The organism is Pseudonocardia endophytica (assembly GCF_004339565.1).
In the GTDB taxonomy this organism is placed as follows: domain Bacteria; phylum Actinomycetota; class Actinomycetes; order Mycobacteriales; family Pseudonocardiaceae; genus Pseudonocardia; species Pseudonocardia endophytica.
On sequence record NZ_SMFZ01000002.1, the window covers coordinates 807699 to 832060 of the forward strand.

Sequence of the window (24362 nt, forward strand, 5' to 3'; positions counted from 1 at the left end):
TCAGTCGTCCAGGTCGTCGGCGTCGTCGGCGTCGTCGCGGGCCAGGAAGCTGGACAGCCGCTCGACGGCCGTCTCGAACTCCGGGTTCAGGTCGACGAACGTGCGCAGGCGCAGGGCCAGCCACTCGACGCTGACCTGCTCGTCGCCACGACGGTCGACGAGCTCCTCGATGCCGCGGTCGGTGAAGTACACGCGGCCAGGTTACGGCCGCTGCGCAGCGGGGACCCCGCGGGCATGAGCGTGGCGGTACGGCAGTTGCAGAACACGGTCCGCGAGCTCCTCGCCGACGGCAAGGGGCTGCTCGCGGCGGACGAGAGCACGGGAACCATCACGAAGCGGTTCGAGGCCGTGGGCGTGGAGTCGACGGAGGACAACCGCCGCGCGTTCCGTGAGCTGATGTTCACCGCGCCGGATGTCGAGCGGTGGCTCGGCGGCGTGATCCTCTACGACGAGACGATCCGACAGTCTACATCGGACGGTACGCCGATGCCGGGGCAGCTGGTGGAGCGCGGGATCGTGCCCGGCATCAAGGTGGACAGGGGCGCCAAGGCGCTCGCGCTGCGCGGCGGCGAGAAGGTCACCGAGGGGCTCGACGGGCTGCGGGAGCGTTTCGAGGAGTACCGGGACCTGGGTGCGCGGTTCGCCAAGTGGCGGGCCGTGATCGAGCTCGGGGACGGGATCCCGACCGAGGCCGCGCTCGTCGCGAACTCCCACGCGATGGCCCGCTACGCCGCGTTGGCCCAGGAGGCCGGGCTGGTGCCGATCGTCGAACCCGAGGCGATCATGGACGGGACGCAGACGATCGACCGGTCGGCCGAGGTCAGCGATGCGATGCTGCGCGAGCTGTTCACGCAGGTCCGCGGCCAGGGCGTCGTACCGGACGGCCTGCTCGTGAAGACGAACATGGTCGTCTCCGGGTACCGGGCCGCGCAGCAGGCGGGCCCGGAGGAGGTCGCCGAGCGCACCGTGGAGGTCCTGCGCCGCACCGTGCCCGCCGCCGTCCCGGGCATCGTGTTCCTGTCCGGCGGGCAGACCGACGACCAGGCGACCGACAACCTGGACGCGATCGCCCGTCGCGGCCCGCACCCGTGGACGGTCAGCTTCTCCTACGCCCGCGCACTGCAGGGCGCGGCGATGCAGGCCTGGGCGGGAAAGCCGGACAACACCTCCGAGGCGCAGGACATCTTCCGCGACCGGGTCCGCCGCACGGCCGCCGCGAACCGGGGCGAGCTCGGCACCGCCTGACCGCCGTCAGAACACGTCCTCGACGGTCAGCGTCGGCCCGTCCGGCAGGATCGTGACGGTGTCCAGGGATCCGGGCCGTGCGGGCGTCTCGAACACGACCTCGACGTCGGACGTGCCGTCCGTGGTGGCGGCGCCCCGCGTCACGATCTTGTCGAGCAGCAGGTCCCGCGGGTTGATGCCGGGCGGTTCGTGGCGCTTCAGCTCGATCGTCGTGCCGTCGGGGACCGTGCAGACACCACGGACGCGCAGTGTCGGCGGGTCGATCGGCTGCCGGTCCAGGAACGCCGTCCAGTCCCTGCAGTCGGCCGAGCCGTCGGACGGGCCCAGGTCGATCCGTTCGGTCCGGGTCGCGCCGATCACGTCGATACCCAGGGTGCCGGTCGTCCTGGCCAGCGGGAGCGTCGCGAGGTACGGCGTGGTTCCGGCGACGCACGGTCCGCGCATCGTGCCGACGACCTCGATACCCCAGTAGTCCGGCCGCTGTACGTAGACCAGTGGGACGAGCTCGACCTGCACGCTCTCGTACGGGACGGTGCCGTCCACCCGCAGCACGAACTGCGGCGGGAACGACCGCAGCGTAATGATCACCGCGCCGTTGAAGTCGACCAACCGGGACGAGGACGCGGGCGGCTGTTGCGCGAACGTCTCGGTCGCGGCGTCGGCGGGCTCGGCGCCGAGGTAGTGCACCGGAGCGGCAGCGGCGTCCACGCGGCGGCGGAGGATCGTCTCGTCGACCTCCAGGACCTCGAACGCGTAGTCCGGGCGACGCCCGTCGAACCGCACGGTCACGCGCCGTGCGCCCCGGCCGTGCCATCGGCCGGACGTACGGACGATCCCGTCCGCCGGACCGATGTCCTCCTGGACGAACGTTCCGTCCGGGAACATCTCGAAGCCGTCCCGGCCGAAGGCGGGAGGCAGGACGGCGTCGTCCGGCCGGAAGACCTCGACGCCGTCGGCGTCCTCCTCGAAGGAATGGCGCCAGTGCTGGAAGACGACGTCGGTGGGGGTCCGGCGCGAAGCGGGAAGAGTGGTCATGAGGACCTCCTCGGCAGGCGGCCGGAACGATCCCCCCGCGGCCGCGGTGCTCTCCGACGGTAGGAGCGTGCGACGTCGGGCGACAAGACCGGTTCGTCACTAGTGGTGATGATCCGGTCGCACCGGGCGAGATTCTGGGGGCCGTCCGAACGCCGAGGTTCCCCGGCCCGCCCTCCAGCTCTATCGTCGTGCGGGGGATGTCCGGTCCACGACCGACGGAGGCCCCATGACCGGGACGATCGCGGACCGCCTGGCCGTCGGAGCCGGGCGCGGGTTCGTCGGGCGTGAGCGGGAGCTGTCCGCGCTGACCGCCGCCGTGACTGCGCCGGAGCCGTCGTTCCTCGTCGCGTTCGTGCACGGACCCGGCGGGATCGGGAAGAGCCGCCTCCTCCGGCAGCTGGTCGCGGCCGTCCCGGCCGGGACCGCGACCGTCGTGCTCGACGGACGCGACGTCGAGCCGACCCCCCGCGGCTTCCGCCAGGCGATGGCCGGGGCGCTCGGACTCGACGCGACCGATCCGGGCACGGCGGACGTCGTCGGCGCCCTACGGGACGGCGGCGCCGACCGGGTCCTGTTGACCGTCGACACCTACGAGACGCTCGGCCTGCTCGACGGCTGGCTGCGCACCCGGTTCCTGCCCGCGCTCCCCGCGTCGGTGACGACCGTGTTCGCCGGGCGCGACCGGCCGGCCGGCGCGTGGCACACGGCAGCCGGGTGGGCCGGGATGGTGGCCGAGTTCCGCCTGGACGCGCTGTCCGAGCCGGAGGCCATGTCGCTGCTGCGCTCCAGGGGTCTCGACGGCGCCGCGGCGCTGCAGCTGAACGCGTTCGCGCACGGTCACCCGCTGGCCCTGGAGCTCGGCGCGGCGGGCGCGCGGGCCGGTGCGCGCGGGACACCCGTGCTGCCGGAGCTGGCGGACGCGTTCCTCGGCGGGCTGCCGTCGACCGTCGTGACGGCCGTCGAGGCGGCCTCGACGGTGCGTCGGGTCACCGAGCCGGTGCTCGGTGCACTGCTCGGCGACGACCACGCCCGTACGGCGTTCGACGCGTTGCGCGCGTTGCCGATCACCGACGTCGTTCCGGACGGCCTGCTGCTGCACGACGTCGTGCGGGACACGGTCGGACTCGAGCTGGCCGTCCGCGACCCGGACGCCCGCCGGGCGTTCCGCCGGCGCGCCGCGCGCTACTACACGAACCGGCCGGACCCGGCCGACGGCGACCTCTGGCGACACACCGCCGACCTGATCTTCCTGATCGAGAACCCGGTCGTGCGCGACGCCTGCTTCCCCAGCGCCCGCCCGGACCACGCCGTGGAGCAGGCCCGCTCGCAGGACGGCCCGGTGATCGCCGAGATCGCCGCCGGCCACGAGCCCCGGCCGTGCGCGGACGCGCTGGCCCGCTGGTGGGACCGGCATCCGGAGTCGTTCGCCGTCGCCCGCGGCCCGGACGGTGAGGTCTCCGCGTTCGTCCAGATCATCGAGCTGGCCGATGCCGACCCCGGCGTGATCGCCGCCGACCCGGTCACCCGCCCGTGGACCGACCACCTGCGCGCGAACCCGCCGTCGCCCGACGACCGCGTGCTGCTGATGCGACGGTGGCTCGGCCGCGAGTCCGGTGAGCTGCGTTCGCCGGGGGTGTCGGCGTGCTGGCTGGACGTCAAGCGCGTCTACATGGAACTGCGGCCGCGGCTGCGGCGGCTGTACTCGACGGTCGTCGACCTGTCGCACCTCGGGCCGATCTTCCTGCCGCTCGGTTTCGCCCCGATCGGTGACCCGGTCGAGGTGGACGGCGTCGCCCACCAGGGCGTGTTCCTGGACTTCGGTCCGCGCAGCGTCGACGGCTGGCTGGGCAGGCTGGTCGAGTCCGAGACCCGGCAGGAGCGGCAGGCCGACGGGCTGTCCCCGCGGGAGACCGAGGTGCTGCGGCTCGTCGCGTCCGGGCTGTCCAACCGCGATGTCGGCGCGACGCTGCACATCAGCGAGCGCACGGCGAGCCGGCACGTCTCCAACCTGCTACTCAAGCTCGGCGTGCGCACCCGGACCGAGGCGGCGCGGATCGCGGCCGAACGGGGGATCCTGGACGGCTGAACGGGCTGTGCCGGTCACGCCACCGAGGTCGGCGTGATCGACCGAGGTGGCGCGGGGGCCGGCGGCCGAGCATGGCCGCCATGCAGACCTTCGTGATCACCTTCCGGCTCCACGACATGACCGACGACGGCTACCGCGCGCTGCGCGACGAGCTCGCCCCCGCGTTCGCCGAGCTCCCCGGCCTGCTGGCCACGGTCTGGCTCGCGGACGCCGCGACCGGGACGTTCGGCGGCGTGCACCTGTTCACCGACACCGGGGCGGCCGACGCGTTCGCCGAGTCCCGGCTGTTCCGGACCGTCGTCCTGTGCCCGCACCTCGCCGACCTGCGGGTGCAGCGCTTCACGGTCGACGAGACGACGACCCGGCGCACGCAGCCCGGCATCCGGATCGTCCCCACCGGTGCCATCACGCTGTGGCCGACGGCGGGGACGAGGTCCGGATGAGCCGGATCAGCGGGCGAACGCCTTGTCGATCAGCTCCTGCTGCTCGACCTCGTGCACCTTCGAGCTGCCGGCCGCGGGCGCGGCCATCCGGCGGCGGCTGACGCGGGTCAGGCGCGGCATGTCCGGGAGCTTCTGTGGCAGCTCCAGGCCGTAGTACGGCCAGGCGCCCTGGTTCGCCGGCTCCTCCTGGACCCACCGGACGTCGTCGACGTTCGGGTAGCGCTCCAGGACGGCCGCGATCTGCCGCTCCGGCATCGGGTAGAGCTGCTCCACCCGGACGACGGCCGTGTTCTCGACGGACCTGTCACCGTTCTCGCGGCGCTTGTCGCGGGCCGCGGCCAGCTCCCAGTAGATCTTGCCGCTGCAGAACAGCACCTTGTCCACCGACGACGACGGGCCGTCCTGCCCGCGGTACTCCGGGTCGTCGATCACCGGACGGAACCGGCCGCCGGTGAAGTCGGACAGCGGGCTCACGACCTGCTTGGCGCGCAGCATCCACTTCGGTGTGAACACCACCAGCGGGCGGCGCACGCCGTCGAGCGTGTGCTGGCGCAGCAGGTGGAAGTAGTTCGCCGGCTCGGACGGCAGCGCGACCGTCATCGAGCCCTCCGCGCACAGCGTGAGGAACCGCTCGATGCGCCCGGAGCTGTGGTCGGGGCCCTGGCCCTCCAGGCCGTGCGGCAGCAGCAGCACGACGTCGGAGCGCTGGCCCCACTTCGCCTCACCGGACGAGATGAACTCGTCGATGATCGGCTGGGCGCCGTTGACGAAGTCGCCGAACTGGCCCTCCCACATCACCAGCGCATCCGGGTTCGCGACCGAGTAGCCGTACTCGAACCCGACGGCGGCGAACTCGGACAGCGCCGAGTCGTAGGGCAGGAACCGGCCCTGGCCCTCGGCCAGGTTGCGCAGCGGGTAGTACTCCTGGCCGTTGTGCCGGTCGATCAGCACCGAGTGCCGCTGCACGAACGTGCCGCGCCGGGAGTCCTGACCGGACAGACGGATCAGCTTGCCGTCCACGGCCAGCGAGCCCATCGCGAGCAACTCGGCGAACGCCCAGTCCACGTCGCCCTCGCGGGACATCTTCTCCCGCTTGGCCACCACCGGCTTGACCCGCTGGTGGATCGTGAAGCCGTCCGGCTGCTGGGAGTGCGCGTCGCCGATCCGGTGGACCATCTCCAGCGGGATCGACGTGTCCAGGTCGGCCGGGACGGTCTGCTCCTCCTCGACCGATGGGGAGACCACCGGTGGCGTCCGCTCCAGCTCGCGGACCTCGTTGAAGACGTGTTCGAGCTGGTTGGAGAAGTCCTTCAGCGCGTGCTCGGCCTCGTCCATGGTGATGTCACCACGGCCGATCAGCGACTCGGTGTAGATCTTCCGGACGCTGCGCTTCGCGTCGATGATGTCGTACATCGACGGCTGGGTCATCGACGGGTCGTCGCCCTCGTTGTGCCCGCGGCGGCGGTAGCAGATCATGTCGATCACGACGTCGTTGTGCCAGCGCTCGCGGTACTCGACGGCCAGCTTGGCCACCCAGACGCAGGCCTCCGGGTCGTCGCCGTTCACGTGGAACACCGGCGCGCCGATCATCTTCGCGACGTCCGTGCAGTACTGCGACGAGCGGGCGTGCTCCGGCGCGGTGGTGAACCCGACCTGGTTGTTCACGACGACGTGCACGGTGCCGCCGGTGCGGTAGCCGCGCAGCAGCGCCAGGTTCAGCGTCTCCGCGACGACGCCCTGTCCGGCGAACGCGGCGTCGCCGTGCATCATCAGCGGCAGCACGGTGAACCCGCCGTCGCCGTAGTCGAGGATGTCCTGCTTGGCCCGGACGATGCCCTCCAGCACCGGGTCCACGGCCTCCAGGTGCGACGGGTTCGCGGTCAGCGACACCTTCGTCTCGCCGTCGCCGAACATCCGGAAGTACTTGCCCTCGGCCCCGAGGTGGTACTTCACGTCGCCGGAGCCGTGCGCCTGGCCCGGGTCCAGGTTGCCCTCGAACTCGCGGAAGATCTGGCTGATCGGCTTGCCGACGATGTTGGCCAGCACGTTCAGCCGGCCGCGGTGCGGCATGCCGATGACGACCTCGTCGAGCTCGTGCTCGGCGGCCTTGTCCAGCACGGCGTCCAGCAGCGGGATGACGGTCTCGCCGCCCTCCAGCGAGAACCGCTTCTGCCCGACGTACTTCGTCTGCAGGAACGTCTCGAACGCCTCGGCCGCGTTCAGCTTGGACAGGATGTACTTCTGCTCGGTCTGGTCCGGCTTCTGGTGCGGGACCTCGATCCGGTCCTCGAGCCAGCGGCGCTGCTCGGGGTCGGCGATGTGCATGTACTCGGTGCCGATCGTGCGGCAGTACGAGTCGCGCAGCAGGCCGAGCACGTCGCGCATCTTCATGTGCCGCTTGCCGCCGAAACCGCCGACGGCGTACTCGCGGTCCAGGTCCCACAGCGTCAGGCCGTGGCTGAGCACGTCCAGGTCGGGGTGGCGGCGCTGGCGGTAGTTCAACGGGTCGGTGTCGGCCATCAGGTGGCCGCGCGTCCGGTAGGACTCGATCATCTCGAGGACCCGGGCGGTCTTGTCGACCTCGCCCTCCGGGATGTCCTGCACCCAGCGGACCGGCTCGTAGGGCACCCGCAGCGAGGTGAAGATCTCGTCGTAGAAGCCGTCCGCGCCGAGCAGCAACCCGTGCACGCGGCGCAGGAAGTCGCCGGACTCGGCGCCCTGGATGATCCGGTGGTCGTACGTCGACGTCAGCGTGATGATCTTGCTGATGCCGATCTCGGCCAGGCGCTCCTCGCTCGCGCCCTGGAACTCGGCCGGGTACTCCATCGCGCCGACACCGACGATCGTGCCCTGCCCGGGCATCAGGCGCGGCACCGAGTGGTTCGTGCCGAGCGTGCCCGGGTTGGTCAGGCTGATCGTCGTGCCCTGGAAGTCCTCCGCGGTCAGCTTGCCGTTGCGCGCCTTGGCGACCATGCCCTCGTAGGCGGCCCAGAACTGCGCGAACGACAGCGTCTCGCAGGCCTTGATCGACACGACGACGAGCGACCGGTTGCCGTCCTTGCCGGGCAGGTCGATCGCGAGACCGAGGTTGACGTGCTCCGGCGTGACGACGGTCGGCTTGCCGTCGGTCTCGGCGAAGTGCCGGTTCATCGTCGGGAAGTCGGCCAGCGCCTTGACCACGGCGTAACCGATCAGGTGCGTGAACGACAGCTTGCCGCCGCGCGAGCGCCGCAGCTGGTTGTTGATCACGATGCGGTTGTCGGCCAGCAGCTTGGCCGGCACCGCGCGCACGCTGGTCGCGGTCGGCAGATCGAGGCTGGCCGTCATGTTCTTGACCACGGCGTTCTGCGCGCCCCGCAGCTGCGTGGTCGTGCTGCCGCCGCCCGCGTCGCCCTGCTTGGCGGCGGCCTGCGACGTGCTGCCCGCCGCAGGCTTGCCGCTCCGGCCCTCTGCGGAGCTCGCGGCCCCATCGGGGCTCTTCGGCATGTCCTCCGCCCGGCGGCGCTCGCCCGGCTCGGCGGGTTCGGTGCGCTTCGTCGGCGCGGGCGGGATGTCGGCCGCAGAGCCGGAGGCCGCACCGGTGCGGGGAGCGTCGGTGGGCACCGCGCGCTGGGCGGGCGCGGAGGTCTTGTCGCCGGAGGCGTCGTCCTCGGTCGCGGTGCCGTGGCTCACGCCGCCGGACGAGGTGGCGGCCACGGCGGCGCCGCGCCCGGTGGCGTCGTCGGTGGAGCCGTTGGAACCCGCGGACCCGGTGGAGCCGGTGGACCCGCCGGCCGCGGCCTCGGCGCCGGGCACCCCGTTACCGCCGGGGGAGTAGTCGGCGAAGAACTCGTGCCACGCCGGGTCGACCGCGTCCGGGTCCTCCTGGAAGCGCTGGTACATCTCCTCGACGAGCCACTCGTTCGGACCGAAGTCGCTCGCCTGATGGGAGGTACTGCTCGATGACACGCTACGTCAACCGCCTTGTTCAGCTGCTCGGAACTTGTTCCTGTGTCCAGGTTAGTCCCCTCGGGCGAGCCCCGGAGCGTGCGTCGGCCCTCACTCGATTCCGTCGACGGACCGGGATCGATTCGGACGCACCGGACACGCGCGCACCCGAGCGGTCAGAAGCCGGGCAGCGCGCCCAGGCCGTCGACGACGGAGCTGGACACGGCCGATTCGGCGATCACGGTCCCGACCGGGGGACCGACGCGGGGCGGGCGGCGCACGGTGTCCCGCTCGCCGGCGTACTGGCCGTCCACCGGGGAGATCAGCAGCTCGCTGCGGACCGGGCCGTCGTCGTGCACGAGGGCGGGATGCAGCTCGCCGTCCAGGTCGGCGACCTCGGCGACGGAGACGGCGGGCAGCAGCCGCAGCGCGGCGTAGATCGTGGCGCGGACGCCGGCCGGGACCCGGCAGGTGCGCAGTGCGTCGACCGCGCTGGGGAACGGCCCGGTGTAGCCGCGGCCGGGCGGGCTGTCCGCGATCAGCCGCTCCAGCAGCGCCTCCGGCTCGCGCGGGAGCGCCGACAGGAACGCGGGCGTGGGGTGGGCCCAGCTGCCGGGCCGGGCGGCCGGCTCGTTGCCGTTCAGCTCGGCGTAGAAGTCGCCGTGCGGGGCGCGGAAGCGGCCGGTGGGCCAGTGGTCGGCGAGATCGAACCCGGCGTCGACGGCGGCCGGTCCGTTCCCGGACAGCCACACCATCCGGCCGGTGAGCTCCCGGTCGAGCAGCCAGTCCTCGGCCGGGTCGGCCGGGGTCCACTGCTGCAGCAGGTGCTCGGAGTAGTGCACGTGGACGTCGTCGCCGGCGAAGAAGGTCCCCATCCACCAGGCGTGTGTCGCGAGGTGGCGGTACTGCCCGGGCGCGATCGGCTCGTCGGAGGTCCGGATGGCCAGCTCGAGCAACGTGCGCTCCTCCTCACCTCGAGGCCCGCGACCGTTCGTGGGCGTACCCGTGGACGACGTCACACATTGTGGAGCTACCCGGATACTTCCTGTGACCCGGCCCCGCCGACACGGCCGGGTGGCGCAACCGTAGTGCACCCGAACCGAGTAGCCCGGAGCACACGCCGTTGCGCTACCCGGCCAGCGCCTCGTCGGCCGGTCGTCCGGCCGGCGTCAGGACGAACCCGCGGTACCCGTCGGTGGCCACCTCGTCGCAGGTGCGCGTGTAGCGCGCGAACCCGCCGGCGTACGGCATGAACACCTTCGGCTTGCCCGGCACGTTCGCGCCCAGATACCAGGAGCTCGACGCCCGTGGCAGCAGCGTCGCGTCGGCCGCCTCCTGGGTGTGCTCGGCCCAGGCGATCTCGGCGGAACGTTCCGCCTCGATCCGGTCCACGCCCTGCGCACGCAGGTGCTCCAGGCAGCGGGCGATCCAGTCGACGTGCTGCTCGATGCTGGTGGGCATGTTCGTCAGCACCGACGGGCTGAACGGGCCGGTGATCGTGAACAGGTTCGGGAAGCCGTGGATCCCGAGGCCGAGGTAGGTGCGCGGGCCGTACGTCCAGAGCTCCCGCAGCGACGTCCCGTCGGACCCCGTCAGGTTCAGCCCGAGCAGCGGGCCGGTCAGCGCGTCGAAGCCGGTGGCGAACACGATGTCGTCGAGCTCGTACACGCCGTCGGAGGTGCGGACGCCCTCCGGCACGATCTCCTCGATCGGCGTCGCCCTCACGTCGACGAGCTCGACGTCGTCGCGGTTGTAGGTCTCGAAGTAGTGCGTGTCGATCGGCGGGCGCTTCGTCGCGAAGCCGTGGTCGGTCGGGACGAGCTTCTCGGCCGTCTCCGGGTCGTCGACGACCTCGCGGATCCGGTCCCGGATGAAGTCCGACGCCGTCTCGTTGGCGTCGGCGTCCGCGAGGACGTCGGAGAACGCGGCACGGAAGCGCAGGCCACCGCGCTCCCACGCGTCGGCGTAGATCCGCTCGCGCTCGGCGGGCTCCGGTTCCAGCGCCGACTGCGTGGAGACGACGAACGGGTGCCCGTTCGTCGAGTTCGCCTGGACCTCGCGGATCTCGGCGTAGTCGCGCTTGTACGCGTCGGACTCGGCGGCGGCCAGGGGGCCGTTGCGGGCCGGGATCGAGTAGTTCGCCGTCCGCTGGAACACGGTGAGGTGCGCGGCCTGTTCGGCGACGACCGGGATCGCCTGGATGCCGGTGGATCCGGTACCGACGATGCCGACCCGCCGCCCGCGCACGTCGACCCCCTCGTGCGGCCAGCGCCCGGTGTGGAACCAGCGGCCGTCGAACGAGTCCAGGCCGGGGATGTCCGGCACGTTCGCCGTGGACAGGCACCCGACGGCGGTGATCAGGAACCGGCACCGGAGCTCACCCGACGTGCTGTCGACCGTCCAGGTCCGCGTGTCCTCGTCGAACCCGGCGCCGGTGACCCGCACGCCGAACCGGATGTCCTCGCGCAGGCCGAACCGGTCGGTGACGTGCTCCAGGTAGGCCCGGATCTCGGGGTGGCTCGGGTAGCGCTCGGTCCACGTCCACTCCTGCTCGAGCTCCTTCGAGAACGAGTAGCAGTAGTAGTAGCTCTCCGAGTCGCACCGCGCGCCCGGGTACCGGTTCCAGTACCAGGTGCCGCCGACGCCGTCGCCCTGCTCAAGGACGACCGCTCGCATCCCCAGCTTCCGCAGGCGATGGAGCATGTACAGGCCGGCGAACCCGGCTCCGATCACGACGGCGTCGAACTCGGGCTCCATGAACCCAATTCACCACGGAGCGGAGGTCGTGAGCAAGGCCAACTTGTCCCCACCCCGCCGCCTCCGCCTGCGTGCCGAGCCCCTACGACATCCACTCCTTCAGCTTCGAGAACAGCGCCGGGGTGTTCGGCGACATCGGGTTCACGTGCAGGTAGGTGATGCCGGACTCGCGCAGGGCCGCGATCCGCTCCCGCACGTGCCCCTCCGGCCCGATCAGCGTGACCTTCTCGATGAAGTCGTCCGGGAGGGCGGCCATCGCCTCCTCCTTCCTGCCGTCCAGGTAGAGGTCCTGGACGAGCTTCGCCTCGGCCTCGTAGCCCTGGCGCTGGAACGCCGTGTTGTAGAAGTTCCGCCCGCGGGCGCCCATGCCGCCGATGTAGAGCGCGTACAGCCCGCGCGCGGCCTGCCGGGCCGGCTCGAACATCTCCTCCTCGATCGCGCAGATCCCGCCGCCGGTGATCTGCAGCGGCCCCAGCTCCGGGTCCCGCTTGGCCAGCCCCGCGTCCAGTGAGGCGCCGAACACCTCGCGGATCTTCTCCGGGAGCACGACGTGCGGCAGCCACCCCTGCGCCAGCTCCGCGGTCATCTCCAGGTTCTTCTCGCCGAGCGCGGCGACCCAGATCGGGATGTCCGCTCGCTTCGGGTAGTTGATGATCTTCAACGGCTTGCCGAGGCCGGTGCCCTGGCCCTCCGGAAGCGGGATCGGGTAGAGACCCTCGTTCGTGACCCGCTCGCGACGCCATGTCCTGCGGCAGATCTCGATGATCTCCCGGGTGCGGGCGACCGGCTTGTCGTATGGCACGCCGTGGAACCCCTCGATGACCTGCGGCCCGGACGCGCCGAGGCCCAGGTTGAACCGGCCGCCGGACAGCGCGTCGAGGCCGGCCGCCGTCATCGCGGTGAGCGTGGGCGTGCGGCTGTAGATCGGCAGGATCGCGGCGCCGATCTCCATCCGCTCGGTGCGCGCGGCCAGGTAGCCGAGCAGGGAGACGGCGTCGAAGCTGTACGCCTCGGCGGCCCAGACGGCGTCCAGGCCCGCCTTCTCCAGCTCGATCACGGCGTCGGCGTTGCGGATCGGGTCGTCGCCGTACGGGAGGACAGTCGAGAGCTTCACAGCGAGGGGATAGCGGACAAGTTACCGGCGAGTCAAGTTGCGCAGCTCACAGCCGGGCCGGAACCCGACGTCGGATAGGGGGGATTACCGCACTGTCGGCGGCTCGGCGATCCGGTTTCGTGGAGTCATGACGATCGAAGCCGCGCCCCCGGCTCCCGCTCCCCCGAAGTCCGGCCCCGCGCCCGTGACCGAGGGCATCCGTCCGACCGGTGCCGCCGTCCTGGTCGGTGTGTTCGTCACCGTCCCGATGCTGGCACTGATCGCCGCGGTCCCGTTCGCCTGGGGATGGGGGCTGACCGGTCTCGACATCGCACTGGCGGTCGTCTTCTACTTGATCAGCGGCCTCGGCGTGACCGTCGGCTTCCACCGGTACTTCACGCACGGATCGTTCAAGGCCAACCGCCCGCTGCGGATCGCGCTGGCCGTCGCGGGCAGCGTCGCGCTGCAGGGTGGCGTCCTGGACTGGACCGGCGACCACCGCCGCCACCACGCGTTCTCCGACAAGGAGGGCGACCCGCACTCGCCGTGGCTCTACGGCACCGGCCCGGCCGCGCTGGCCAAGGGCTTCTGGCACTCGCACATGGGCTGGCTGTTCGACCGCGACCTGACCAACCGGAAGCGGTTCATCCCGGACCTGCTGGCCGACAAGGACATGGTCAAGATCCAGAAGCTGTTTCCGTGGCTGGTCGTCGCGAGCCTGCTGGGCCCGGCCCTGATCGGCGGACTGGTCACGATGTCCTTCTGGGGCGCGTTCACCGCGTTCTTCTGGGCCGGCCTGGTCCGGGTCGCGTTCCTGCACCACGTGACCTGGTCGATCAACTCGATCTGCCACATCTGGGGCGAGCGCCCGTTCGCGGCCCGCGACCGCTCGGCCAACGTCTGGTGGCTGGCCGTGTTCTCGTTCGGCGAGTCGTGGCACAACCTGCACCACGCCGACCCGACCTGCGCCCGGCACGGCGTCAAGAGGGGCCAGATCGACATCTCCGCGATGCTGATCCGCGGGTTCGAGCGCCTGGGGTGGGCGACGAACGTGCGCTGGCCAACGACCCGTCGTCTGGAGAAGCTGAGCAAGGCCGCCTGACGTCGCTCTTCTCGCGGGCCGCGCATCCGACGGATGCGCGGCCCGTGGCGTGTCCGGGTCAGGACCCGATGCGCTCGACGAGATGGCGCTGCGCGACCTGCCGGTACGCGTCCTCCAGGATCTCGGCGACCTCGGCCCAGTCGGGGTGTGCGAGCCGCACGCCGACCCATGCCGACCCGCCGAAGCGTGGCGCGAAGAACCGCTCGGGATCGGCCGCGACGAGCTGGTGGCGGGCTCCCGGGGGCGCGGCGGCCCAGAGCGCGGGACCGGTCTCCTCGTCGACGTGGTGCTCGGCCGGGTCGACGTACTTCGCGAACGACCGGCGGCCGCCCGCGAACCACGTCGGAGCACCGTGCGTCGGAGCCTCGGTCACCGACGGCAGCGCGAGGCACAGCGCCCTGACCCGGGTCAGCGCCGCGGCGGGCATCGTCAGGCGGGGTCGGCCGGCGACCAGGTCAGGTCGACGTCGAGCCGGTTCGGACCGCCCGTCGTCGTACTCGTGGCGCTGCGACGGACCGACGCGCGGCCCTCGCGCAGGGCCCGCGCGGCCTGCTCGAGGTGATGGGCGAGATCGACGGCGCCCTGCTCGCCGGGGTTCTCCGGCCATGTCCAGTCGTCCGGCCACACCCACGGGTCCGTCATGAGCCCAGTGTCGCCGGACGCTGCGCGGATCGCTCGTCGATCGTGGTCGGGCAGCGTGGTCGGGACGGCTGGTGGGGCGGCGCGGCGGCCCGTCCCCACCGGCGGGCCGCGAACGGCGGCCTGGCCGAACGGTGCGCCGCCCGCTGTCGGTGCGCGGACCGTCTAGCAGGCCGTGCCCGGGCGACGCCGCAGCAGGGGCCGGGTACGCATGGCGATGACGGTGCCGCCGTGGGGATCGGACGTCGTGGTGACCTCGTCCATGGCCGCGCGCATCATCGTCTGCCCGTAGTCGACGAGGTGGGAGACGGTTCCGCGGGCGAGCGGCATCGTGCCCTGGTCGACGACCCGGAGGGCGACCCCGAGTGCGCCGTACGTGTCGGCTTCGATCACGGCGCTGACCTGGACGGGCTCACCGCGCCCTTCTCGCCGCTCCGCGTTCGTGACACCGCAGACGGCCTCGGTGACGGCGGTCAGGACGTCGTGGACCTCGTCCTCGACGAGGCCCTGCTCGACGAGCCAGGGGCGCAGGTGCTCACGAGCGGGCCGGTCGGCGCCGGGCATCGGGTCGAGCAGGAACAGGCAGGATTCCTTGCCACTGCACATGCCGTCGGACCTTAACCCGGCGCATCGGCGCCGGATCGGACCACCCCGCTCTGAACCCGGCGCCCGGACGCGGCGCAGCGGGCCTCGTCGGGCCGTTGACGGGCGCCTCGCGGAGCAGCGCGCCCGATCTCGCGACATGCGTTCGCGCCCGCAGACGGTGTCCAGCAGACGGCGTCCTCACCAACGGTGGCACTCGAACGTATGTTCGAGTAAGATTGAGACATGACCGACGCCGCCGAGCACCCGGCCGTCGAGCCGGGGCCCGCTCCGAGTGATCTCGTGGCGTCCGCTCCGCGGTTGATCCGGGCCTCGATCGAGAACCTGGCGGGTATCGCCCCCCACGGGGTGGAGCGGGCCGAGCTGATCGACGGGATCGCCGAGCTCGAGGCCGCGATCGCCACCGCTCAGGCTGCGCAGGCCGAGTGGATCCGGGCGTTCGCGCGTGCCGAGGCCGCGCACCAGATCGAGAAGGGCCTGACCGAGCCGGAGAAGATCGACCGCACCATCGCCGGCCAGATCGGGCTTGCCTGCCGGGTCTCCCCGACCGAGGGTCGTACCCGCGTGCGGGTGGCCCGGGATCTGCACCAGGGCCTCGACCGCGTCCGCGGGCTCGGCCACGCAGGGGAGCTGTCCGCGCAGAAGGTCCGGGCGATCGTCGCCGAGACCTCCCATCTCGATCCCGCCGAACGAGCCGAAGTCGACCGGCTGCTGCGCGCCGACGGTGTCGACGGTCGCGACGGACGCGGGGTCGGGAAGCTGCGTGAGCTCGCCAAGCGACTGGCCGCGCAGGTGGCGCCCGCGAAGTTCCGGGCCCGCTGCATTGCCGCCAGAACAGGGCGACGCGTCACCCTGCGGCCCGCGGCGGACGGGATGACCGACCTGACCGCCCGCCTGCCCGCCGAACAGGGCGCCGCGTGCCTGGCCGCCCTGCAGAAAGCGTTCACCGAGGTGGCCGTCGACCCGGCACCATTGACCCGGTCGCGGGGGCAGGTCATGGCCGACACCCTCGTCGAACGTGTCACCGGACAAGCCGCTGCGAACGATGTGAACGTCGAAGTGCAGATCGTGGTGCCGCTCGAAGCGCTGATCGATCCGCACAGTCCGCTCCCGGCGGAGATCCCCGGATGCGGGCCCGTACCGGCCGACCTGATCACCACCACCGCGGGCGAGAAGGCCTGGCGGCGGCTGCTCACCCGCGCCGGGGTCGTCATCGGCGGCGACTCCCGGCGGCGGAGGTTCTCCGGCTTCCTGGCCGAGCTGATCCGGGCGCGGGACCGATGGCGCTGTGCCGAGTCCTACTGCGACGCACCCGCCCGCGAGATCGACCACGTCGTGCGCGCCGCCGACGGCGGACCCACCACGTTCGACCTCGGGCGCGGCGCCTGCCAGTTCCACAACCTGCTGCGCGAACTCCCCGACTGGGAGGTCGAACGTGTCCCCGACGGTGTCCTCACCACCGCCCCGACCGGTCACACCTACCTCTACCGGATCGCCTCTGTGGCGGCAGATGCATCGACATGAGTCGCTATCATCGCTCCATGGCGATGAATGGTGGTGAACAGGACACGATGCCGGCGGTGGCCCTGTTCCGGTCCCTCGCGGAGCCGGCCCGGCTGGCGATCGTGTCTCGGCTGGCCGCCGGTGAGGCTCGGGTGGTGGACCTGACCAGGCATCTGGGGTTGGCGCAGTCGACGGTCTCCAAGCACCTGTCGTGTCTGCATGACTGCCGGCTCGTGGACTTCCGCGCCGAGGGCCGTCAGTCCTACTACCGGCTGACCCGCCCGGAGCTGATCGAACTCCTGCGCAGCGCGGAGCGGGTCCTGGCCGAGACGGGGAACGCGGTCGCGCTCTGCCCCGTCTACGGCGACCCGGTCCCGGCTGCCGGGGAGGCGTCGTGACGGCCGCGGGCGTCACCGCGGACCGGCGCACGGTGCTGACCCGCCGCATCCGGCTGCTGGTCGCCGCGACAATCACCTACAACGTCGTCGAGGCGGTCGTCGCGATCACGGCCGGGACGGTCGCGTCGTCGATCGCGCTGGTCGGGTTCGGTCTGGACTCGGTGATCGAGGTCAGCTCTGCCGCCGCGGTGGCCTGGCAGTTCTCCGGCCGGGATCCCGAGCGACGGGAGCGCGCCGCGCTACGGATCATCGCGTTCTCGTTCTTCGCCCTGGCCGCCTACGTCGGCGTGGAGTCCGTCCGCTCGCTGCTCGGAGCCGGTGAGGCGGAGCGCTCGACGGTCGGGATCGTGCTCGTGGCGATCAGCGTGGCGATCATGCCGTTCCTGTCGTGGGCGCAACGTCGTGCCGGGCGCGAGCTGGGGTCGGCCAGTGCGGTCGCGGACTCGAAGCAGACGCTGCTGTGCACGTACCTGTCGGCGGCCGTACTGGTCGGCCTGGTCCTCAACGCGGCGCTCGGCTGGTGGTGGGCGGATCCGGTCGCGGCGCTCGTCCTGGCGGTGCTCGCCGTGCGCGAGGGACGGAACGCCTGGCGTGGTGACGTCTGCTGCGCTCCGCCGGTGACCGGAGCGTCCGACGACGGCTGCGCCGACGACCGCTGCTCGTAGGTCGGGCTACACGGTCCGGCGGTCGCGTCCTTCCCAGAACGGCTTGCGGAGGTCCTTCTTCAGGACCCGCTCCAGCGAAATTGATCATGCGCTCTAGCTGGGAAAACCAGTCAGCATCAGTGCGGACTGGTCGATGTGTTCCGCGCCGGTTACGTAACCGTGTGGTGGGTCGGTCTGGGACGTGGGGTTGCCGATGCCATCCAGCACCCGAACCGCATGCGGGATGCGGTCGTTCTTTGTCATGACGGACCGGACCGACGGAGTCGACAGGGGCACATGCCGATCAGCGAGTACTTTCCCCTCGCGGGGGGCTTGGCCGCGCTTCTTGGCGTCGCTGTGACGTTGTACTTCACGGGACGTCGCGACCGGGCGAAGCAGGATCGCGAGCGCATCGATGCCACGCGGACCGAGCTAAGGAAGGAAGCGGCAGAACTCCTCACCGCTCTGTACGAGTTCGGCGTGTCGGTGGGCAACCTCGGAACCCAGATCGATCGCGGCGAGGCGGCCGCCGACGCTATGGAGGCGCATGAGGCCATCACGCTGAGGGTTCGCACCTTCTCGATGCGGGTCCGGCTACTGACTGACGACGATCGCCTGATCAAGCCCATTGAGGAGGTGATCCTCGCGCACGAGGCAGTCAACGACGGCATGGCCGAGCAGGAGACTCGGGAAGTGGCCCGTCAGCGGTTCGAGAAGGCAACGAACGGCATGCTGGACGCCCTTTACACCGTCGCAGTCCCTACGGACGTCATCAAGGCTCGCCGGAAGGCCGTAAGCTGGCGAGACAGGCGCCGCTGGGCCAGCGAGGAGCGAGTTCGTCGCCGGGAGCTGCGGGCGATCTTCGAAAAGAAGGAACGGGATCGCTAGACCGGCTGTCCGCACTCCACCGGTACGCACGAACGAGCCGTTGTGATCGCCACTCCCCACCGTCCCCCTCGTTCTGGCCGCGTTGCTCGCCGTTGAGACGGGGACAAGGGTGGCGAAGCCATCGCGTAGCGACGCCGCAGGCGCCCTTGTCGCTGGCTCTACGGCGTGGACACTCTTCGGCCGAGGGGGCAGCTCATCACTCTCAGAGGTTCGGTCCGGTGGAGCTCGTCGGCTCAGGCGTCGTCCTGACGGCTCGCTGTCTGTCGACCGCCTCGGAGCATCTGGCGCCTCTCCGTGGCTGCGGGCCGGGTAGCCGGACCGACGGCCGTGCCCGGGCCGGAGGTAGAGGGTCGGACGGCGGGCCGGCGTGGCCGGCCCGCGCGCCGCCGGAGGCGGCGCCTTGATCTCATAGAGGCGGATTCGGCAGCAGACGAACTGGCAGACGAACTGGCAGACAACAAACTGGCGCACGACGCAGGCTGGAAGTGCTACTTCAAGGAAAGACCGACCTCGCCGGCGTCCGATACGGCTACAATCAAGCCTGTCGAAAGTGTGGTGCCGCGCATCAATTTAGCCGCCTTCTTGCGGGCCTTACGGTTGACCTGGCGGTCCGGATTCGATCGAGCGCGGTCGATGACGCGAAGTATCGGAGCCCACTCACGATCGGGCACGTGACACACGGCCAAGGCTAGGTCGCCCCAACGCTGCTCGCGGTTGCGAAGCTGCGAATCGGCTGCCTCTAAGACTGGGCGAGGGACTGCCGTAACGGGTGCAGGTGTAGGGTTCTCAACGGCTTGTCCAGACTCGACAATCTCTCGGTCGGCGTAGTAGTCATTAATATGGTCTGGATTCCCTGAGAAAATTCGCCTCCGTCTCGGGGTGACATCAGATGCGCCTCCAAGATGCGATCCGCGTTTCCCATTAATCCACTCTTCGAGCGCCCCGGCTTCCGTTATATGTGTTGGAGCGCCGTGCGAGTGTCGGCTACATCGATCGCTCAGATAACCGAACAGCTCTGTCGGAGAGGGTAGTAGTTCAGTTATCAGGAGCAGGTCGTGCACAGTTAGTGCAAGCGAGGGAACCTCATAGTTCGAATCGTCAGATTCGATAAAAGAGTAGAACGGATCGACTCGTTCCAGGGTCACTATTAGTGAGTAGGCCAATAGTGGGTTGTCGATAGTAATCTTCTGTCGTCCAGACGTGCGCAAGTCTGAGTTATCGTTCCGCAAGTATGCTATTGAGCGCTCGTTCTGCATCTGAGCGTAGTCAATGAGTTCACCAACCTTCTTCTTCACCCGTTCTGGAGCACCCCGTCGGCCGGGCTCGGTCAGTCGGCCGCCCTTGGCCTCTGCGACGAGGGCAGCGTCTGGTAGTGCGACTAACGAATCTATGTCCGGTCGCTGGCCATCGGCAGGATAAGTCGGGCTCTTCAAGACCTGTGCGTGTGATTCAAAACCCGTAGCTAGGCCATCAAAGGTCAACTGCTCACAAGCGGCTTGCCGCGCTTTATCGAAAGCGGTCAGCAGTCGGGTGTTTTCCTTAGAAGCGTGAAACGCCCAGTCGAGTGCGCAGTGGATGAAGTCGGAAGGGCGTGTCCAGAGCATCCGGCCATCCGCGAGTTTCAGGATCGGGCGATAGCGGCACGCGTTGTTGTCGCCTAAAGACACGAATTCAGGCTGGCTTCCAATCGGCGTGGAGAGTGCGTCGAGTACGTTGCCAACTTCCTGTGGGTCGAAGCCGCCGTAGGCGGCGATCATGCCTGACATATCCAGTTCAAGATCCGAGGAGCCAAACCGTGCCAAGCCCATCACGTGGGTAGCAGCCTGTTGAAACAACTGTTCCTCGTCTATTGGTGCCGGGGCGGCATCAAAGACGTGACCGAACAAGTTATGCACTCGGCGGTACTTCGCTGCGGTTATCTCCGAGTAAGCGTCCGCGATCTCTACGGCTGTCGAAAGGCGAAACCCTACCTGCTCTAAAGCCTTGGTGTCGACCTCTTCGAAAGTCTGTGCCAGAACGGCACGAATGTGGGGAGGGTATCCAAGCATTCGATCGAATAGGTTCTCGAAACGCAGCTGATTAACGGCGCTGTCTGTCCGTTCCGGCGCGCCACGTTTCGCAGTCTCGGCGGTCGAGATAGTCAGCTGTGCATTGGCATAATCGCGCAGCAAAGAGTCGGCAGTGAAGGCATTCTGGTCGTCGTAGTCGGATCCAGCAAGGTCTGAGACGATGTGGTCGTCAACGGACGTGACAACTCCCGCTAGGAACTCAAGCGCGGCATCGCTGCCGAATGTCCCTGCGGCTGGAAGTGTGTCCCTCCGAATAGCGTCCATGATTGTCAGCCGCGCCAATATGTCGAGAGGATCCGAGTCTAAGAGGAGTTCGCGAAGCTCGGATTCCAGCTGAGGAGCGCGGCTGCTCGCCTCCTCGGCGGCCGCGCTAAGCGTGGCGATTGCCTGCTGTCGCTCAGCAAGACTCGTCGGACCTACCTCGTTCACTTGACCAACCGTTGTTGCCCAAGGCGGCAGAGGAGGAGGATTTAAATAGCTAAGACTGGGATTGTCTGGCAAGTCTCGAAACTTTCGGGCTAGTATCCGATAGGATGGTCAAGTGGCTTAGAAACTCTGACTATCAAGGCGCAGGAATTATTCTCCCGTGATTATAGCGGATATCTAGAGGAATTCGGACCGCCTAACGGAGATGGCGCCGAGGTAGTCAGAGGCAAATGTTGTTCACCTGGTCTACCGTTAGCGGTTGTCGGATGCGCGAGTGCTTACGAGTGTGTCTACAACGTGTCGGCGTCGGATCAGTCGCACGGCGAGAACCACGACGTAACCAAGTAGTGCGGTCAGCCCGCTTAAGAACCACCAATACACATTGGCCACTTCCGGGGTGATTACTTCCACGCCTCCCCGAAGGACCCAGATTGGGTATATCACACCCACAACGGTGAAGTAAACGAGAACGCCGACGCCCCAAGCAAATGGCTTGTCGGGTCGAACAGTGGCGATGAAAGATCCGTAGAGTTGGAGGTACTTTCGTTCGATGTCCTCGCGCGCGGCGACCGCCGCTTCGTGATCTGCCTCTAAGGCATCGACGCGCTCGGCCGCTCGCTGACTGACCCACGCAGGTGTGAAGGTCGCCAAGGAGATGGGCGCTACGCCGGTGAATCCGAAGGGGCCTGAGGGGCGCTCGTAGGCCTGACGGGTTCTTGTATCTACTATCTTGTTAAAGACGTACTCCCATGCCCAGTCATTCCTAATCGCAGGGAGAGAGGTAGTTTCGCTGTAGTAGACATTCCAGGAGGGAACGTCCGACCACTCGTCTGGATCTAGACTTTGAGACGAAGGGAGTGCTGATCGAAGGAAAGTGGAGGCTGCCTGTACCTCGGAGTGAACCGCCTCGATCTCTTCAGTCAGCTCATCATCGGATAATGATGTTTCGCCAGATAGGCGGCGAACCTGGCCGGGTGACGGTGGAGAAGTCGACTTAATCATTAAGTCGAGGACATCACTGTCATCGAGGGAGTCGCGGATAGCGATCTCTCGTAGTCTACCGGCGAGATCCTCCACGCGTTTATCGGCAGCGTCGAGTAGGTCTTGATACTCGGCGATCTGCGCCTTTAGGCCCTGCTGGGTGCTGTCGATACTCAGGAATCGCGATACGAGGAGACCTCCGACGATCGCAATCATTCCCGCACTAGAGCCGACCATGGCCGCAAGATAATCGTTAGGGCTAGCCATTATCGGTGCCTGTTTCTGCTGCGATCCATTCTAAGTAGTCGGGATTTCCATCAACAATTGGGCGAGCACTGAGTCCCGGGACTTCATAGGGATGAGCGGACCTCGCCCGTTCTACGATCTGAGGAATTAGAGAACGCCGAGTATGCAGAGATGCGCGTCCTTCGGTTCGGTCGTGTAATTCGCCGCGCCAACGATAGGTTGACCTGACTGGGGTGAAGTTGTGGACGCTTGAAGCGAGTCGGTCAGCGACGAGCCCTCGGGTAAAACTGTGCAGCCACTCGGGGTCAGGTGCGGTGATAACCAGTTCGCATAGTTCCGTCATGAGGATTCGGCTCCTTGGTTCTCGATGAGGCCGAACATTGCGTTCGTGGAATCGGCGCTTGTCTTGCCCATCGACGCCCACCCACTCATTATCTGGTCGTCATAACCTAAGCCGACCCACCGTCCTGTCAAGTGGATACCATGTGGGTGCATCACAAGAAACATTGTGCCCTTTGAACGCACCGCGCCGTCGGTTGCTGCGTACCAGCCGGTGAATACTTGGTTATCCCAGAGGCGCAGTTCGCCAGTCCAGAGGTATCCGCCCTCGTCGGCACTGAGGCCTCGCTGCGTGGCGGCAATGTGGACCAGCTCGCCCTCCTGGCGCATGTGCACGGGCTGAGTGGCGATCTTCTCGACGCCGTCCCGGGTGGTCTGCCAGGACGCCCACCAGTCGCCGGTGACGGTGACGCGGTTCGGGGTGCGACCGGCCAGCTCGCTCACGGAGATCCCGAGGGCGTCGGCGATCGACATGGCCACCGACAGCAGCGGCTGCTGCTCTCCAGCCTCATAGCGGCGAATCTGCCGGGTGTCGACCCCGGCCGCGCGCGCGAGGTCGCCTTGCGACATGCCAAGGGCGGCACGGCGCTGGCGGATCACTTCGGACATCTCCACCCCTCACATCGTCGTAGGACTTCTACGTCCTTGACAACCGGACTAGTTCGCCCGACTATAGGGCGAGTTAGTCCGCAACACGGGCGAGTGAGTCCGCTGACCTCGGGCTGACCCGGTCGAGCCCACCGGCCCGGCCGACACACAACCAAGAGGTGAGAGCCACATGGCCATCAAGAACAAGTTCGCAGTCCCGATGGGCGAGGTGTTCCCGCATGGCGCCTACGTCGTCTCCGAGGTGGAGCCGGTCCGCGACTTCGACAAGTCCGCCCCGGGGCGCCCGGTTCAGCAGCTCGACAAGGAGACCGGGCTACCGGTCTGGTCGGTCTCAGTCCTCGACGCCGACCCGGACGCCCGCAGCAAGGACAAGACGGTCGTGATCAAGATCGCGGCCACCCACCAGCCTGTCCCGCCGGACACCGCGGCCGGGCTGCCGTTCCGGCCGGTCGAGTTCGACGGCCTCACGGTCACGCCGTACGTGCAGGAGAACGGCGGCCGCGCCCGGGTCGCCTACAGCCTGCGCGCGACCGCGATGCGCGCTCCGGGTGGCCATGGTCACGGCTCCGGTGGGCGGGGCGGCAAGCCGCAGGGCGGCCAGGACGGTGAGGCCGCTTGATCCGATTCGGCCCCTCATGTGGGTGGAGGGGAGTCCGTTGCAGCGGACCCCCCTCCGGTCTCCCGCAACTCACACAAGCCCTGGCAGGCAGCAGAGATCCGGAAGGACACCGATCCTAGATGTACGTCGCCCGAACCCCCTACGCGCACGGCCCCGGCGAGACACCGACCGGCATAGCCGTGCGGCTGGCCGAACAGTTCATCGGCCGCCTCAACTACCTGATCATGGCCGTCGGCGCACAGCGGCCGACCGAGGACACCGACCGCGCGGCCCGCGCGCTGCGCCTGGAGCAGCTGCACACCCGACAGGCCCGATGGTGGGCCGTACTCCAGCGCCACACCGACCACCGCGCCGTGGCGGTCGTCTACGTCGACGCGGTCATCCGCGCCCGCTCGAAGGCTGAGGACGACGCCCGGTTCTGGCGCGACGCCGCCGCCGACTGGACCGCCCGCGCCCTCGACCTGCCGACCTCGGACTGCGCCGGGGCCATGTCTAACTGGGACGACCTCGGCGTCACCGATCTCGGTCGCCCGCACCTCGCCGAGACCGTCCCGCCGGTCCCGTCTGTCGGGGCACTGCGGTGACCCGGCGTGCGCGTGGTCAGGCGATGCGCCCGCTGCGGACGACCGACCCCGCTCCCGGCCGGCCAACCGCCGCCCGTGTTGTGCCGCCGGTGGTGGTGCCGACTACTCCGCCGCTGGGACCGGTCG

The 24362-nt window shown here is 69.1% G+C and carries 23 protein-coding genes; 10 read left to right on the forward strand and 13 right to left on the reverse strand.

Annotated elements, in window-relative coordinates; genetic code table 11:
• A complete protein-coding gene (locus EV378_RS22690; RefSeq protein WP_132429441.1) occupies positions 1-192 on the reverse strand; it encodes a DUF6104 family protein in 192 nt (63 codons plus the stop codon).
• A 42-nt stretch (positions 193-234) separates the two neighbouring features.
• On the opposite strand from EV378_RS22690, the gene EV378_RS22695 reads away from it, so the two are divergent.
• A complete protein-coding gene (locus tag EV378_RS22695; RefSeq protein ID WP_207908833.1) occupies positions 235-1245 on the forward strand; it encodes a class I fructose-bisphosphate aldolase in 1011 nt (336 codons plus the stop codon).
• 6 nt (positions 1246-1251) lie between these two features.
• On the opposite strand, the gene EV378_RS35990 is transcribed toward EV378_RS22695, so the two are convergent.
• Positions 1252-2280, reverse strand: a complete 1029-nt coding sequence (locus tag EV378_RS35990; protein WP_207908834.1) for a hypothetical protein — start codon at positions 2278-2280, stop codon at positions 1252-1254.
• Between the two features lie 226 nt (positions 2281-2506).
• On the opposite strand from EV378_RS35990, the gene EV378_RS22705 reads away from it, so the two are divergent.
• Positions 2507-4366: a helix-turn-helix transcriptional regulator gene (locus tag EV378_RS22705; RefSeq protein ID WP_132429443.1), complete on the forward strand. Its 1860-nt coding sequence runs from the start codon at positions 2507-2509 to the stop codon at positions 4364-4366.
• 80 nt (positions 4367-4446) lie between these two features.
• The gene (locus tag EV378_RS22710; protein ID WP_165922430.1) at positions 4447-4809 is read left to right on the forward strand and encodes a YdhR family protein; all 363 of its coding nucleotides are present in this window, start codon (positions 4447-4449) and stop codon (positions 4807-4809) included.
• A 6-nt stretch (positions 4810-4815) separates the two neighbouring features.
• On the opposite strand, the gene EV378_RS22715 is transcribed toward EV378_RS22710, so the two are convergent.
• From EV378_RS22715 to EV378_RS22730, 4 genes are all read right to left on the reverse strand, one after another.
• The gene (locus EV378_RS22715; RefSeq protein ID WP_132429447.1) at positions 4816-8757 is read right to left on the reverse strand and encodes a multifunctional oxoglutarate decarboxylase/oxoglutarate dehydrogenase thiamine pyrophosphate-binding subunit/dihydrolipoyllysine-residue succinyltransferase subunit; all 3942 of its coding nucleotides are present in this window, start codon (positions 8755-8757) and stop codon (positions 4816-4818) included.
• A 155-nt stretch (positions 8758-8912) separates the two neighbouring features.
• Positions 8913-9692, reverse strand: a complete 780-nt coding sequence (locus EV378_RS22720; protein ID WP_132429449.1) for a hypothetical protein — start codon at positions 9690-9692, stop codon at positions 8913-8915.
• Positions 9693-9864: 172 nt separating this feature from the next.
• On the reverse strand, positions 9865-11493 hold the full coding sequence (locus EV378_RS22725; protein WP_132429451.1) for a flavin-containing monooxygenase: 1629 nt from the start codon (positions 11491-11493) through the stop codon (positions 9865-9867).
• Between the two features lie 82 nt (positions 11494-11575).
• On the reverse strand, positions 11576-12607 hold the full coding sequence (locus EV378_RS22730; protein ID WP_132429453.1) for an LLM class F420-dependent oxidoreductase: 1032 nt from the start codon (positions 12605-12607) through the stop codon (positions 11576-11578).
• Positions 12608-12734: 127 nt separating this feature from the next.
• Between EV378_RS22730 and EV378_RS22735 the strand changes: the two genes are divergently transcribed.
• Positions 12735-13688 carry an acyl-CoA desaturase gene (locus tag EV378_RS22735; protein ID WP_132429455.1) on the forward strand — a complete coding sequence of 318 codons (954 nt, stop codon included), beginning with the start codon at positions 12735-12737 and terminating at the stop codon, positions 13686-13688.
• Positions 13689-13746: 58 nt separating this feature from the next.
• Here the strand turns inward: EV378_RS22735 and EV378_RS22740 are convergent, their stop codons facing one another.
• The 3 genes from EV378_RS22740 to EV378_RS22750 all read right to left on the reverse strand — a co-directional run bounded on the left by EV378_RS22740 (position 13747) and on the right by EV378_RS22750 (position 14933).
• Positions 13747-14115, reverse strand: coding sequence for an MmcQ/YjbR family DNA-binding protein (locus EV378_RS22740; protein ID WP_132429457.1), 369 nt, complete (start codon positions 14113-14115; stop codon positions 13747-13749).
• Positions 14116-14117: 2 nt separating this feature from the next.
• Positions 14118-14330: a hypothetical protein gene (locus tag EV378_RS22745; RefSeq protein WP_132429459.1), complete on the reverse strand. Its 213-nt coding sequence runs from the start codon at positions 14328-14330 to the stop codon at positions 14118-14120.
• A 162-nt stretch (positions 14331-14492) separates the two neighbouring features.
• The gene (locus EV378_RS22750; RefSeq protein WP_165922431.1) at positions 14493-14933 is read right to left on the reverse strand and encodes an ATP-binding protein; all 441 of its coding nucleotides are present in this window, start codon (positions 14931-14933) and stop codon (positions 14493-14495) included.
• Positions 14934-15155: 222 nt separating this feature from the next.
• On the opposite strand from EV378_RS22750, the gene EV378_RS22755 reads away from it, so the two are divergent.
• The 4 genes from EV378_RS22755 to EV378_RS22770 all read left to right on the forward strand — a co-directional run bounded on the left by EV378_RS22755 (position 15156) and on the right by EV378_RS22770 (position 18363).
• Positions 15156-16454 carry an HNH endonuclease gene (locus EV378_RS22755; RefSeq protein ID WP_132429463.1) on the forward strand — a complete coding sequence of 433 codons (1299 nt, stop codon included), beginning with the start codon at positions 15156-15158 and terminating at the stop codon, positions 16452-16454.
• A gap of 17 nt (positions 16455-16471) precedes the next feature.
• Positions 16472-16831, forward strand: coding sequence for an ArsR/SmtB family transcription factor (locus EV378_RS22760; RefSeq protein ID WP_207908835.1), 360 nt, complete (start codon positions 16472-16474; stop codon positions 16829-16831).
• Complete coding sequence (locus EV378_RS22765) at positions 16828-17496, forward strand: cation diffusion facilitator family transporter (RefSeq protein ID WP_132429465.1); 669 nt, start codon at positions 16828-16830, stop codon at positions 17494-17496. Before EV378_RS22760 ends, EV378_RS22765 begins: the two co-directional genes overlap by 4 nt.
• Before the next feature lie 276 nt (positions 17497-17772).
• Entirely contained in the window at positions 17773-18363 is a 591-nt protein-coding gene (locus tag EV378_RS22770) for a hypothetical protein (protein ID WP_132429467.1), read from the forward strand.
• A 488-nt stretch (positions 18364-18851) separates the two neighbouring features.
• Here the strand turns inward: EV378_RS22770 and EV378_RS22775 are convergent, their stop codons facing one another.
• The 4 genes from EV378_RS22775 to EV378_RS22790 all read right to left on the reverse strand — a co-directional run bounded on the left by EV378_RS22775 (position 18852) and on the right by EV378_RS22790 (position 23033).
• On the reverse strand, positions 18852-20861 hold the full coding sequence (locus EV378_RS22775) for a hypothetical protein (protein ID WP_132429478.1): 2010 nt from the start codon (positions 20859-20861) through the stop codon (positions 18852-18854).
• A 249-nt stretch (positions 20862-21110) separates the two neighbouring features.
• On the reverse strand, positions 21111-22055 hold the full coding sequence (locus EV378_RS22780) for a hypothetical protein (RefSeq protein WP_132429480.1): 945 nt from the start codon (positions 22053-22055) through the stop codon (positions 21111-21113).
• A gap of 43 nt (positions 22056-22098) precedes the next feature.
• Positions 22099-22428, reverse strand: a complete 330-nt coding sequence (cutA, locus tag EV378_RS22785; protein ID WP_132429482.1) for a divalent-cation tolerance protein CutA — start codon at positions 22426-22428, stop codon at positions 22099-22101.
• On the reverse strand, positions 22425-23033 hold the full coding sequence (locus tag EV378_RS22790; RefSeq protein ID WP_132432584.1) for a helix-turn-helix transcriptional regulator: 609 nt from the start codon (positions 23031-23033) through the stop codon (positions 22425-22427). Before EV378_RS22790 ends, cutA begins: the two co-directional genes overlap by 4 nt.
• A 169-nt stretch (positions 23034-23202) precedes the next feature.
• Here EV378_RS22790 and EV378_RS22795 point away from each other — a divergent pair, with 169 nt between their 5' ends.
• Together EV378_RS22795 and EV378_RS22800 are read left to right on the forward strand one after the other, a co-directional pair.
• Positions 23203-23652, forward strand: a complete 450-nt coding sequence (locus EV378_RS22795) for a plasmid replication, integration and excision activator (protein WP_132429484.1) — start codon at positions 23203-23205, stop codon at positions 23650-23652.
• A 119-nt stretch (positions 23653-23771) separates the two neighbouring features.
• Entirely contained in the window at positions 23772-24236 is a 465-nt protein-coding gene (locus tag EV378_RS22800) for a hypothetical protein (RefSeq protein ID WP_132429486.1), read from the forward strand.
• The last annotated feature ends 126 nt before the right edge of the window (positions 24237-24362 follow it).